Annotated in this window: 13 protein-coding genes; 9 read left to right on the top strand and 4 right to left on the bottom strand. The window is 67.0% G+C overall.

Going from position 1 to position 12,914, the window contains the following annotated elements; translation table 11 throughout:
- Nucleotides 1-9: 9 nt before the first annotated feature.
- From scpB to arsC, 3 genes are read left to right on the top strand one after another with little or no spacing between them, the layout of a single operon-like run.
- The gene (gene scpB / locus J7I44_RS15325; RefSeq protein ID WP_209622828.1) at nt 10-855 is read left to right on the top strand and encodes an SMC-Scp complex subunit ScpB; all 846 of its coding nucleotides are present in this window, start codon (nt 10-12) and stop codon (nt 853-855) included.
- Complete coding sequence (locus tag J7I44_RS15320) at nt 852-2,288, top strand: pseudouridine synthase (protein ID WP_209622826.1); 1,437 nt, start codon at nt 852-854, stop codon at nt 2,286-2,288. The genes scpB and J7I44_RS15320 overlap by 4 nt, the downstream gene beginning before the upstream one ends.
- The gene (gene arsC, locus J7I44_RS15315) at nt 2,288-2,638 is read left to right on the top strand and encodes an arsenate reductase (glutaredoxin) (protein ID WP_245188227.1); all 351 of its coding nucleotides are present in this window, start codon (nt 2,288-2,290) and stop codon (nt 2,636-2,638) included. The genes J7I44_RS15320 and arsC overlap by 1 nt, the downstream gene beginning before the upstream one ends.
- Before the next feature lie 136 nt (nt 2,639-2,774).
- Here arsC and J7I44_RS15310 read toward each other — a convergent pair whose 3' ends face one another.
- From J7I44_RS15310 to J7I44_RS15295, 4 genes are all read right to left on the bottom strand, one after another.
- Nucleotides 2,775-3,782, bottom strand: coding sequence for a peptidoglycan-binding protein (locus J7I44_RS15310; protein WP_209622824.1), 1,008 nt, complete (start codon nt 3,780-3,782; stop codon nt 2,775-2,777).
- A gap of 680 nt (nt 3,783-4,462) precedes the next feature.
- Nucleotides 4,463-5,278: an amidohydrolase gene (locus J7I44_RS15305; RefSeq protein WP_209622822.1), complete on the bottom strand. Its 816-nt coding sequence runs from the start codon at nt 5,276-5,278 to the stop codon at nt 4,463-4,465.
- Complete coding sequence (locus J7I44_RS15300) at nt 5,266-6,411, bottom strand: pyridoxal phosphate-dependent aminotransferase (protein ID WP_209622820.1); 1,146 nt, start codon at nt 6,409-6,411, stop codon at nt 5,266-5,268. Before J7I44_RS15300 ends, J7I44_RS15305 begins: the two co-directional genes overlap by 13 nt.
- Nucleotides 6,412-6,454: 43 nt before the next feature.
- Nucleotides 6,455-7,432, bottom strand: a complete 978-nt coding sequence (locus J7I44_RS15295; RefSeq protein WP_209622818.1) for a LysR substrate-binding domain-containing protein — start codon at nt 7,430-7,432, stop codon at nt 6,455-6,457.
- Between the two features lie 116 nt (nt 7,433-7,548).
- Between J7I44_RS15295 and J7I44_RS15290 the strand changes: the two genes are divergently transcribed.
- The 6 genes from J7I44_RS15290 to J7I44_RS15265 all read left to right on the top strand — a co-directional run bounded on the left by J7I44_RS15290 (nt 7,549) and on the right by J7I44_RS15265 (nt 12,861).
- On the top strand, nt 7,549-8,133 hold the full coding sequence (locus J7I44_RS15290) for an FMN-dependent NADH-azoreductase (RefSeq protein WP_209622816.1): 585 nt from the start codon (nt 7,549-7,551) through the stop codon (nt 8,131-8,133).
- Nucleotides 8,134-8,325: 192 nt separating this feature from the next.
- Nucleotides 8,326-9,993, top strand: coding sequence for an amidohydrolase (locus tag J7I44_RS15285; protein WP_209622814.1), 1,668 nt, complete (start codon nt 8,326-8,328; stop codon nt 9,991-9,993).
- Between the two features lie 320 nt (nt 9,994-10,313).
- Nucleotides 10,314-10,637, top strand: a complete 324-nt coding sequence (locus tag J7I44_RS15280) for a hypothetical protein (protein WP_209622812.1) — start codon at nt 10,314-10,316, stop codon at nt 10,635-10,637.
- 3 nt (nt 10,638-10,640) lie between these two features.
- On the top strand, nt 10,641-11,015 hold the full coding sequence (locus tag J7I44_RS15275) for a GntR family transcriptional regulator (RefSeq protein WP_209622810.1): 375 nt from the start codon (nt 10,641-10,643) through the stop codon (nt 11,013-11,015).
- The gene (locus J7I44_RS15270) at nt 11,012-11,869 is read left to right on the top strand and encodes an ABC transporter ATP-binding protein (protein WP_209622808.1); all 858 of its coding nucleotides are present in this window, start codon (nt 11,012-11,014) and stop codon (nt 11,867-11,869) included. The genes J7I44_RS15275 and J7I44_RS15270 overlap by 4 nt, the downstream gene beginning before the upstream one ends.
- Nucleotides 11,866-12,861: an ABC-2 transporter permease gene (locus J7I44_RS15265; RefSeq protein ID WP_209622806.1), complete on the top strand. Its 996-nt coding sequence runs from the start codon at nt 11,866-11,868 to the stop codon at nt 12,859-12,861. The genes J7I44_RS15270 and J7I44_RS15265 overlap by 4 nt, the downstream gene beginning before the upstream one ends.
- Nucleotides 12,862-12,914: the final 53 nt, after the last annotated feature.

Below are 12,914 nucleotides of genomic sequence, written 5' to 3'. Positions count from 1 at the left end.
CATCAGGCCATGCAGATCGATCAACTCAAACCGATCATCGAGGCGGCCCTGCTCGCCGCCAGCCAACCGCTCACCGTGGCACAGTTGGGCGAGCTGTTCGTCGAAGAGGACCAGGTCGACCGCGAGGCCATCGCGCGCGCGCTCGAAGCGCTGGGCGAAGACTGCAACGGACGCGGCGTGGAGTTGAAGGAAGTCGCCTCCGGCTTCCGCTACCAGGTCCGCCAGGACGTGCACCCGTGGGTGTCGCGCATGTGGACCGAGAAGCCAAGCCGCTACTCGCGTGCTCTGCTGGAAACCCTCGCGTTGATCGCCTATCGCCAGCCGATCACCCGGCCGGAGATCGAGCAGATCCGCGGCGTCGTGGTCTCTTCCAACATCATCAAGACACTGGAAGAGCGCGAGTGGATCCGCGTAGTCGGCCATCGCGACGTGCCCGGCAGGCCGGCGCTGTTCGGCACCACCCGCGCCTTCCTCGATTATTTCAACCTCAAGTCGCTGGACGAACTGCCGCCATTGTCGGAAATCCGCGACATGGAAGACCCGCAGCTACGGCTCGACCAAGAGCCGCTGCCGCCGCGGGTGATCAAGGACCTCCCGATCGACCCGGACGAGGAAGGCGCCGAAGCCACGCCGGATGAGGCCTCCGAAACCGACCAGATCACCGCCGGTCCCAGTCCGGACGCAGTAGCCACCGACGGCGCGCCCGCCGAGGCCGAACCGGCCGACGCCATCGAAGCCACCGCCGCGTCCGAGGACGAGGCACCCACCCCATCCGCCACTGCCGACGAGGCAGCAGCCCCTGCGGACGTCGACGAAGACGCCGCCGAGCAGCACACCGAGGAGTACCGCGCATGACTGCGCCGCAGAAATCCGTCCTGACCCTCAAGCGCGAACCCCGCGAAGAGGCCAACAATCCCGCCCTTGAAGAACGCCTGCACAAGGTGCTGGCCAACGCGGGCCTCGGCTCGCGCCGCATGCTGGAGCAGCGCATCCAGGGCGGAGAGGTCGAACTCAACGGCGAGCCGGCCGGCATCGGCGCCAGTGTGCACGCCGGCGACCGCGTGGTGCTCGACGGCAAGCAGTTCGTCGTCGCCACCGACAACCGCGACGACACCGAGGTGCTGCTTTACCACAAGCCCGAGGGCGTGGTGACCACCCGCGAAGATCCCGAAGGCCGTCCCACCGTCTTCGAGCAGCTGCCGCGCCTGAAGGGCGCGCGCTGGGTCGCCGTGGGTCGCCTGGACATCAATACCACCGGCCTGCTGCTGCTCACCACGGACGGCGAATTGGCCAACGCGTTGATGCACCCCAAGAGTGGCCTTGGTCGCGAGTACCTCTGCCGCGTGCACGGTGAGGTGCCCGACGAGGTGATCGAAAAGCTCAAGGCCGGCGTCGAACTGGAAGACGGCGCGGCCCGCTTCGATGAGATCGCCATCATCAGCCGCGGCGGTAGCCACAGCTGGTTCCGCGTGGTGATCCGCGAGGGCCGCAACCGCGAGGTGCGCCGCCTGTGGGATTCGCAGGGCTTCCTGGTCAGCCGCCTCAAACGCATCCGCTATGGCAGCGTGGAGCTGCCGCGCACGCTGCGCCGCGGCGAGAGCGAGTCGCTATCGGAAGACGCCATCAAGGACCTGCGCAAGTCCGCCGGCCTGGGCCCGGCCCAGCCCGTACTGACGCTCAGTCCTGTGCTTCACCAACGCCGTGCCAGCCGCAGCGTGACGGAATACCGCCCCGAGCGCGGTGCGCCGACCGGCTGGAGCGGTGCCTACCAGGACGAGGCGCGCGAACTGCGCGCATTTGATCGCATCCGCGAGGAACCGGCGCGCGGCAAACAGCAGCGCCGCCGCCCCGGCAAGGAAGTGAACGGCAACGTCGCCCGTCCCGAGCGTCCGGCCAGTGCTGGCCGCCGCAAGAACAAGCGCGGCGTGGCGCCGGGACAGGAGCTGCCATCCGTGCGTACCTGGTTCGCTGGCGAGAGCCGTGACGGTGGCGCCCGCGGCCCGTCGGGCAACCGGGCCGGTGGCAATCCGGCAGGTGGCAATTCGGCCGGCGGCAACCGTCGTGGCGGCAAGCCCGGTGGTGGCCGCGGCGGTGAAGCGCGCAACGCCAGTCCTTACTCGGGCTTCGGTGGTGGCGGTGGTGGCGGTGGTGGTGGCAATCGCGGCAACCGCCAAGGCGGCGCACCCGGCCAGGGCGGCCGGCCGCAGAACCGCGGCAACCGTCCGCAGGGCCATGGCGGCGGCCGTCCGCCCGGCGGTCGCGGCGGCAACCGGTCCGGCAACCGCTGATGAGCGTGCGCATCTACCACAACAGCCGCTGTTCCAAGTCGCGCGGCACGCTGGAGTTGTTGCAGGCGCGCGGCATCGAACCGGAGGTCGTAAATTACCTGGACACACCGCCCAGCGTGGACGAGCTCCGGACTCTGCTGTGCATGCTCGGCATGACGCCCCGCCAGCTCCTGCGCACGGGCGAGGCCGACTATAAGGAACAAGGGCTGGACGACTCGGCGCTGGGCGACGAAGCCCTCCTGAAGGCCATGGTCGCGCATCCGAAACTCATCGAGCGTCCTATCGTCGTGGCCGATGGGAAGGCCGCCATCGGTCGCCCGCCGGAAGCCGTCCTGGCCATCCTTCCCTGAGCCGCAGGGCAGGCTTCGGCCTGCCCCTCCACCAAGATGGACTGACGCCACCTGCGCCACACGCTGATGTCTGCCCGCAAACGGAAGCCGCCCCATGGGCGGCTTCGTCGTGATGGAGCATCCCGCGCGTGGCGTGTCAGTTTCTCAGGGCATCGGCAGTTGCGTCGTCCAATTGCCCGGTCACCGTCAAGCCACGTATCTGCTGAAAGCGACTGATGGCCTTGGTGGTGCCCGGCCCTGGCAGACCGTCGACCTTGCTCGTATACAGGCCCAGCCCCGCGAGCCGCCGCTGGGCGTCGGCCAGCGAAAAGCTTTCGCCCTGCGGTCGCGATGCGCCATCGACGCCCAGGCTGCCACCCGTGCCCAGACCGCCTGCGACCTTCTGTGGCGCATAATTGCGGACCGCGCGCACCATTTCGTTATACGAATCCATAAAGGCACTGGCGATGAGCCGGCCCTGCGGAGTCCTGCTGTATCCGCCCATGGCTGCGCCAGCAGAACCGCCGATGCCCAGCCCGCCGAAGCCGAAGTCGTTCTTGCTCGCGCTGCCTTGCGCCACGGCGACCTGCACCCCCGAACGCACGTCCGTAAGCATCAGCGTGGTCGAAGCCTCGCGATGCTTGATCGAGCCGGCAACCGCGCCAATCAGCGCGCCATACGGCAGCACGCCGGCCAGTGCGGCGGCGCCACCACCGGTGTCCTCCGCGAACTGGATGGTCGGCGTGACGACATAATCGGCCGCCACCATCTGACCCCTGCCCATGTTGCTGCGTCCGCGCAGCTCGCCCGAATCGGCCAGGCCGCGTTCCTGCATCATCGAGCTCATCGCGCGACCGCGATCCACCACGACGAAACAGTTGCTTTGCTGGATCATCAGGCGGATCAGCGGCGTGGTGGCCGGCAGGTGGTATTGGGTGGTAAGGATCGCGAACCAGTTCTGGCTGGTGTCCTCCTCGACCGCCAGCGTGCCCAGTGGCTTGGAGCAATGCTCCAGCGTCTTGTTGGCATTGGCGCTGTTCGACCCTGCGGCAGATCCGCCGATCGGATCCTTCTTGGTGGCGGCCAGGCTGGCGCAGCCACTGAGCAGCATGACCGAGCCGACACCCAGTGCCAGGACGCCACGCTTCAACGATTCAGTTCTCATCGCGATTCCATTCCGTTTGCAGGTAGTCGCAACGCGCCGGAACTGGCAGACGCGCTGCAGGTGACAAGGGACGCGGAACCGGCCTCTTTCGCGCACGCTCCCGCGCCGCCGGCAAAAGCGGATCAAGCGAGTGCATGAGTCGGTGAGTCCAGTAGCCCGATCCGTTCGGGGCCTTGTGCTTCCCTGGTGCCCCGCGTAGGGGTTCGTGCGCCCTACGGGCGGCGAACCTTGGGGGACCGGCGTCAAGACTACGTGCAAATGCCCATCGGTCAATCGGAGGAAATGGCAGCGATCGAGTATCGGCAAACGCTTCCGCGTGCCTTGGACAGTCGATTGGAAATGCGGCAAAGGGCTTGTTTTGCCGAGGCAAAAAAGAAGGTCGCCGGGAAAGCTTTCGCCCATGCGGGACACAGGCCCGGCTGCTGCAGGAAGTGGTCCTGCCGGAAAATCAGGCTTCCCTTATAAGCTTCATAAATTGATGCCTACGATCCGCATGGCACGACCCGCAAGCAAGGCGCGAAAGGTGGCGAAAAAGCAGAGGCCGTTCGACTTTGTGGGTTCGGCGGCAAGAGCGGCCATGACCCATGCCATACATTGGCGCCACGGCTTCTCCCGCAAGTGGGCTTGCCACGGGCCGGTGACATCGGGGCTTTTGCTGCCGAAGCGTGGAAGCGGTTCGATCAAACCGGTGCCAGCGTGAACTCGTCCGCGTCCATCCAGGCCGGGAAGCGCTCGCGATGCGCCAGCAGTGGCGCCGGATCCAGGCGCACTGTGGAAACCTGCTCCTGCGCGCCAAGCTCGATCATGGCATCGCCGATCGCATCGATCACTGCGCTATCGCCGGCATAAGGCAAGTCATTGCCGTCGACGCCGACGCGGTTGACGCCCACCACGCAGGCGAGGTTCTCGATCGCCCGCGCGCGCAGGAGCGTGCGCCACGGCTGTCGGCGCGGCGCCGGCCAGTTGGCGACAAACAGCGCCAGGTCGTAGTCCATGCCACCGGCGGCGCTTTCCAGCCGGCGATTGCGCAGCCACACCGGAAAGCGCAGGTCGTAACAGACCTGCGGGAGGATGCGCCAACCCTTAAGTTCCACCACCAGCCGGTCGCGACCGCCGCCGTAGCGGGTGTGCTCGCCCGCCATGCGGAACAGGTGACGTTTGTCGTACTGCGCGTGGCTGCCGTCCGGGCGCATCCAGAACAGGCGGTTGTAGACCGTGCCGTCTTCGATGATGGCCAGGCTCCCGCAGATCACCGCGCCCACCTCGCGCGCCAGATCGCGCAACCAGGCCACGCCCTCGCCGTCCATGGTGCCGGCACTGGCGCGGGTGTCGTTGCTGAAACCGGACAGAAACGTCTCCGGGAGCACGATCAGGTCGCTGCCCCTGGCCTGGCGCACCAGCCCGCCGTAGTACTCGCGATTGGCCGGCGCATCGTGCCAGCGCGTCGCACCCTGCACCAGGCTGACGGTCAGCGGCTGCATGCTTACAGGCGACATAGGCGCTCCGCGGCGGCGGTCATGGTGGCATCGCTCTTGGCGAAGCACAGGCGCAGCAGGCGCGTGCCCGGCGGCTTCTCGTAGAACGGCGTCAGCGGGACGCCCGCCACGCCGCCCTGCTCCACCAGCCAGCGCGCGAAGGCAAGGTCGTCCTCGTCGCGGATGGCCGAGTAGTCGACCAGCTGGAAATAACCGCCTGGCACGTCCAGCAGCTTCAGGCGCGAGGGCGCCAGCAGCGCGCGGAAGCGGTCGCGCTTGGCCTGGTAGAAGTCCGGCAGTTCCAGGTAATGCGCGGGGTCGTTCGCCATGATCTCGGCGAACGCGACCTGCGCCGGATGGAAGGTGCAGAAGGTCAGGTACTGATGCACCTTGCGGAACTCGGCCGACAGTGCCGCCGGCGCCACGGCGTAGCCGACCTTCCAGCCGGTGCAGTGGTAGGTCTTGCCGAAGCTCGACACCACGATGCTGCGCGCAGCCAGTTCCGGATGGCGCAGCACGCTCTCGTGCCGCGCGCCGTCATAGACGATGTGCTCGTAGACCTCGTCCGACAGCACGATGATGTTGGTGTCGCGGGTGATCTGCGCCAGCGTCTCCAGGTCGTCCGCCGAGAGCACCGCACCGGAAGGATTGTGCGGGCTGTTGATCAGGATCATCCGGGTCTTGGGCGTGATCGCATCGCGCACGCGCTGCCAGTCGATGGCGAAGCTGGGCACCGTCAGCGGAATGTGCACCGCACGCGCGCCCTGCAGCTCGATCGCCGGCTCGTAGGAGTCATACGCCGGATCGAACACGATCACTTCCTCGCCCGCGCGCACGATCGCCGCGATTGCCGCGAACAGCGCCTCGGTGGCGCCGGAAGTGACCGTGATTTCGGTGGCCGAGTCCACGCGTCGCCCGTACAGCCGTTGCGTCTTGATCGCGATCTGCTCGCGCAGCGCCGCCGTACCGATGCCCGGCGCGTACTGGTTCTTGCCTTCGGCCATCGCGCGGGTAAGCGCATCGCGCAGTGACTGCGGCGGCTCGAAATCCGGAAAGCCCTGGCCCAGGTTCACCGCCTGGTTATCCAGCGCCAGCTGGCTCATCACGCTGAAGATGGTGGTGCCGACCTTGGGCAACTTGGTATCGATGTTCATGCGCGCGGATGTCTGGAAGGCCAAACGGCAAGCCTAGCACGGCTCATGTGCGCGGCCGGTCGAGCGGGGCCAGCGGGCGCTGGCGGCACTGTTCGTGCTTCTGGCGGGTCGCCTCGGGCAGGCGCTCGGCGAGGAAGTCCACCAGCGCCCGAACGCCAGGCAGCATGCCGCGGCGGCTGGGATAGACGAAGTGCATCGTCCCCTCCGGCGCACTCCACTCCGGCAGTACGACCTCCAGCTCGCCGCGCGTGACCGCCGGCGCGCAGACGAACTCGGGCAGCAGCGCCACGCCCAGACCCCGGCGTGCCGCTTCCAGCAGCAAGGCGAACTCGCCGGTGACCAGGCGTGCGCTCATCTCGACCGAGACGCGCTCGCCTTGCGCGTCGATCAGCTCCCACACCTGCGCCCCTTCGTGTTCGAGCATGGTCAGCGCGGGCAACGCGGACAGCCCCGTCGGCGCCGTCGGCCGTCCCAAGCGGTCGAGCAACGCAGGGCTGGCCACCGCCAGCACGCGCGAGAGGCCGAACGTGCGCATCACCAGGTTGGCATCGCTGTCGAGCTTGCTGCGTACGCGGATGGCGAGGTCGTAGCCCTCGCCCACCACGTCGACGCGTCGGTTGCTGGAGAGCACGCGCACCTGCACCTTGGGGTATTGCGCCAGGAAGTCCGGCAGCACGTGCGCCACCACCGTCTGCGCGAGCGATACCGGGCAGCTCAGCCGCACCACGCCCCGCGGCTCGGCGCGCAACTCGTCGACCGCCTCCTGCGCTGCCCGCGCCTCTTCCAGTACCGCGCGGCAATGGGCATAGAAACGCTCGCCGACTTCGGTGACGACGAAGCGGCGGGTCGTCCGCTGCAGCAGGCGCACGCCCAGTCGCTCCTCCAGTTGCGACACCCGCTTGCTCAGGCGCGACTTCGGGATACCCAGCGCGCGGCCAGCCGCGGAAAACCCGTTGTGCTCGACCACCATGGCGAAAAAGTAGAGGTCGTTGAGGTCCTGCAGCGTGCCATCGAGTGTCATGCCGGCTGTTTCCTTTTAGAAACGATAAGTTCGATATTACCCGTCTTATCAGTCCATTGTTGCGAAAGTATCGTTACTCCGTCGCCGGCATGCCGGCCTTCGACTGGAGCTACGCCATGAAACTGCTGCACATCGATTCGAGCGCCCTGGGCCAGCATTCGGTCTCGCGCGGGCTCACCGCGGACATCGTGGCCCAGGTCAGGCGCGATCACCCGGCCGCTTCCATCCGCTACCGCGATCTGGCGGCCCAGCCGCTGCCCCACTGGACGCCGGTGGCCGATGCCAACGATGCGGCCGCGCTGCTTGGCAACGAGGTGATGGACGAGTTCCTTGCCGCCGACGTGATCGTGCTCGGCGCGCCCATGTACAACTTCGGTATCCCCAGCACGCTCAAGGCCTGGATCGACCGCATCGCGGTGGCGGGCAAGACCTTCCGCTACACCGCCAACGGCCCCGAGGGCCTGGCCGGCGGCAAGCGGGTGATCGTGGCTTCCAGCCGTGGCGGTTTCTACGGCGAAGGCACTGGCGCCGCGGCGATGGATTTTCAGGAGAACTACCTGCGCGCAGTCCTCGGCTTCCTCGGCATCACCAACGTGGAGTTCGTGCGTGCCGAGGGCGTGGCGGTCAGTGCCGAGCACAAGAGCCAGGCGCTGGCGGCGGCCAGGGACGCGATCGGGACGCTGCTGCCCAAGGCGGCGTAATCCTCTTCCCATCCCCCCCCGGAGAGGTGCCGACAGGGCGGCAGCGGGTTCGGGCAAAGCGAGGATTTCGCGCTGGCCAGACCCTCTCCACAGCCCCTCTCCCGACGGGAGAGGGGCTTTCGCTTTCCGACAAGTGGAAAAACCTCGCCCGCCCCGACACACTGCGGCTTTCCCGCACAGGAATCCGCACGCATGAATCGCACCCTGCGTCTGTCCTTGCTCGCCCTGCTGGCCACCGCGCCGACGCTGCAGGCCGCCGATCTTTACGTGCACAACGTCAAGGGCTACACCCTGGACAGCCAGGGCAAGCTGCAGCGCTTCGATGCCCTGCTGGTGGATGACGGCAAGGTGGTTGCCACCGGCGCCGACAACACGCTCGCCAGACGCGCGGGTGACGCCAAGGTGGTCGATGGCCACGGCAAGACCCTGCTGCCGGGCCTGATCGACGCCCACGGCCATGTGCTGGAGCTGGGCTACGCGCTCACCCAGGCCGACCTGACCGGAACGCAATCGCTCGACGAGGCGCTCGCCCGCGTCAAGGACTACGCCAAGTCCCATCCGGACGCGCGCTGGATCATCGGCGGCGGCTGGAACCAGGTGATCTGGAAGCTCGGCCGCTTCCCGACGGCCAGTGAACTGGACGCAGTGGTGTCCGACCGCCCTGTCTGGCTGAGCCGCGTCGACGGCCACGCCGCCTGGGCGAACACCGCGGCGATGAAGCTGGCCGGCATCACTCGCGACACCAAGGATCCTCCCGGCGGCCGCATCGAACGCGACGCCCAGGGCAACCCCACCGGCGTGTTCGTCGATGGCGCCGCGGCGCTAGTCGGAGCGGTCGTGCCCGAACCCACCGACAACGAGCGCGCCCTCGCGCTCGACACCGCGCTGGCGGAGATGGCGCGCGTGGGCCTGACCGGCGTGGACGACGCCGGCATCGACCTGCCCAACTACCGCCTCTACAAGCGCTACGCCGACGAACACAAGCTCACCGCGCGCATCTACGCGATGATCCGCGACACCGGCGACGCTTTCGACACCATCACTGCTGGCGCTCCGCTGGACGGTTACGGCGATGGCTACCTGACGGTGCACGCGGTCAAGCTGTTCGCCGACGGCGCGCTGGGCAGCCGCGGCGCGGCCATGCTCAAGCCCTACTCCGACGACCCGCACAACCATGGCCTGCTGTTCATGAGCCCTGGCACGATGGAGTCGAAGATCGAGAAGGCCTTCGCCAAGGGTTACCAGGTCAACATCCACGCAATCGGCGATGCGGCCAATCGCGAGGTGCTCGACAGCTTCGCCGCCGCCTACAAGGTCCATCCAGGCGCGAAGGCCTTGCGCAACCGCGTCGAGCACGCGCAGATCGTCTCGCTCAAGGACATCCCACGCTTCGTGCCGCTGAACCTCATCGCCTCGATGCAGCCCACGCACGCCACCTCCGACATGAACATGGCCGAGGACCGCGTGGGCCAGGCGCGCATCGCCGGCGCCTACGCGTGGCGGCGTTTCCTCAAGCAGGGCACGGTGGTCGCCTTCGGCTCGGACTTCCCGGTCGAGTCGCCCAACCCGTTCTTCGGCCTGCATGCCGCGGTCACCCGCCAGGACCACCAGAACCAGCCGCCGGGTGGCTGGTATCCCGACCAGAAGCTCAGCCTGGTCGAGGCGCTGCGTGCATTCACCCTGAGCGCGGCCTACGCCGGCCACGCGGAGAAGACCCAGGGCACGCTGGAACCGGGCAAGTACGCCGACTTCATCCTGGTCGACCAGGATATTTTCAGCGTCCACCCGCAGGACATCTGGAAGACGCGGGTGCTGGGGACGTGGGTCGGCGGCAAGCAGGTGTATCCGGCCGGCAAGTGAGCGGTCGGGGGCTCCGGCGCACCACGCCCCTTCGACGGGATGCCTTCGAAAGCACGCCGACGCCCCGCCATTCGGGCCTCGGCGGCCCCTGGAGGGCGGTCGCGCCCTAGGGCGCTGCCACAGGCATGCAGCGTTCCCTGTAGGGGTCCGCTCGGGCGCGACGACCATGCCTGGTGGCGCCTGCCTCACCTAACCCTTTGACAAACCTTAGGGTTCCGCAAATAGGCCATGAGTAATGGCCACTTGCCTGTTGACGCTTTCGAGGATGGTGTTATAGTTCACTACAACACCGGTCCACGAGGTCACTAAGGAGACCCGCCATGAAAGCGCAGAACCTGATCGCCCTGGCCGCCGCCACCCTGATTACCGCGACGAGCCTGGCCACCCTGAACAACCCGGTGCGCACCACGCCGGTTTCCGAAATCAACGGCATTCGCGTGGTGAACCTGGCCCCGGTCGAGGTCAGCCCGACCGCCAGCGACCTGCGCGCCGCCGCACTGCTGGAAGGCTCGGACATCACCAGCGCCACCCTGGCGCCGACGCTGGGCACCCGCGCCGAAGCGGGCGCCACCCTGCTCGGGGCGCAGTTGGCCATGCCCTACTATTCGTTCGGCACCCAGATCGCCCGTGCCAGCAAGGAATAACGTATGACCATCACCTGGAACGACAGCGTCCCGATCTACCGCCAACTGCGCGAACGCGTGGTGGCGATGATCCTGGATGGCGCCTTGAACGAAGGCGACCCGCTGCCGTCGGTACGCCAGGTGGCGGCGGATTTTCAGATCAATCCGCTGACCGTTTCGAAGGCGTACCAGGAGCTGGTCGACGATCAACTGGTCGAGAAAAGGAGAGGACTGGGCATGTTCGTCACTGATGGGGCCCGCGAGGCCTTGTTGAAATCCGAACGCGAGCGCTTCCTGCGCGAGGAATGGCCGGCCCTGTTCGCGCGCCTGCAGCGCCTGGGTCTGGATATCAAAACGCTGATGCGCGAAGCGCCGGCCACCACGGAATCGAAGCCATGAGCGCCATCGTCACCGCTCGCAACCTGAGCAAGCGCTACAAGAACGCGACCGCGCTGGACAGCGTGAACTTCGAGATCCAGCCCGGCCGCATCGTGGGCCTGATCGGCCCCAACGGCGCCGGCAAGACCACCGCGCTCAAGGCCATCCTGGGCCTGACGCCTTTCGACGGCGAACTGAACGTGCTCGGCTACGACCCGCGCACCCAGCGCGACAAGCTGATGGAACAGGTCTGCTTCATCGCCGACGTGGCGGTGCTGCCGCGCTGGATCCGAGTGCGCGAGGCGGTCGACTTCGTTGCCCACGTGCACCCGCGCTTCGACCGCGCCAAGTGCGAGGGCTTCCTCAAGCGCACCAAGCTCACCCCCGACCAGCGCGTGCGGCAGATGTCCAAGGGCATGATCGTGCAGCTGCACCTGGCCCTGGTGATGGCGATCGACGCCCGCCTGCTGGTGCTGGACGAGCCCACGCTCGGCCTGGACATCCTCTACCGCAAGCAGTTCTACCAGAGCCTGCTGGAGGATTACTTCGACGAGAACAAGACGATCATCGTCACCACCCATCAGGTGGAAGAGATCGAGCACATCCTCACCGACCTGATGTTCATCCGCGACGGCAAGATCGTGCTGGATACCGACATGGACGCCGTCGGCGACCGCTTCGCCGAAGTGATGGTCAACGCCGACCAGGCCGCCGCCGCACGCGCTCTCAAGCCGATCGACGAACGCCAGGTCTTCGGCAAGAGCATCTTCCTGTTCGACGGCGCCGACCGCCCGACGCTCGAGGCACTTGGCGAAATCCGCCGCCCGTCCGTCAGCGACCTGTTCGTCGCCACCATGAAAGGGACCTACGCATGAAAACCCTTGCTGGCAACCAACTGTACTGGCTCGTCAAGCGCGAGTTCTGGGAACATCGCGGCGGCTTCCTGTGGGCGCCGCTGGTCACCGGCGGCATCTTCCTGCTGCTGAACATCATGGGCATCATCGCCGCTGAAATCATCGGCGCCCGCCACGGCGTCCATATCGGTGAGCTCGCAGCGGCCAAGCAACACTTCGCCGGTGGCAACCTGCAAAGCGTCATTTCGCAGATGGATGCCGGTGACCTGAGTCATGTAGGCATGGCGCTGGACATGGCCATGTACTCCTCCATGGCGCTGATCTTCGTGGTGCTGGGCTTCGTGGTGTTCTTCTACTGCCTGGGCGCCATCTACGACGAGCGGCGCGATCGCAGCATCCTGTTCTGGAAGTCGCTGCCGTTGTCGGATACCGAAACGGTCCTGTCCAAGGTCATCAGCGCCACGCTCGTGGCCCCGGTGATCGCCACGTTGGCCGGCATCGCCGCAGGCATCCTGCAACTGCTGATCGTGGCCCTGACGCTGTCCTTCCACGGCGTGCATGTCTGGCAACTGCTGACGCTGGCCCATCCGTTCCGTGTCACCGTCAACATGCTCGGCCACATCCCCCTGTACCTGCTGTGGGCCCTGCCCTCGGTCGGCTGGCTGATGGCGTGCTCGGCCTGGGCCCGCACCAAGCCGTTCCTGTGGGCCATCGCCCTGCCGGTCGCCACCGGCCTGCTGGTCACCTGGTTCGGCATCATGGGACTGTTCAACCTGTCGACCGGCTGGTTCTGGCAGAACATCGTGGCCCGCGCCCTGTTCAGCGCCTTCCCCGGCGCCAGCCTGATCGCCAGTGACGACCTGATCCACACCGGCAACAACAACCTCGATTTCATGAACCTCGGCAACGCCTACCAGTTGCTCGGCTCGGTGAATCTGTGGGTCGGCGTGGCGGCGGGGGCGGCACTCATCGCCGCGGCCATCTGGTTCCGCCGCTGGCGCGACGAAGGCTGATCGCCGAAGACCCGCCCTGCATTGCAAGTCCGAACGCCGCATCCGACCCGAGG

Origin of the sequence: Frateuria flava (assembly GCF_017837635.1) — a bacterium.
Classification (GTDB): domain Bacteria; phylum Pseudomonadota; class Gammaproteobacteria; order Xanthomonadales; family Rhodanobacteraceae; genus Frateuria_A; species Frateuria_A flava.
Note: the sequence above shows the minus strand (reverse complement) of the source record. Positions and strands in the feature narration are given on the sequence as shown.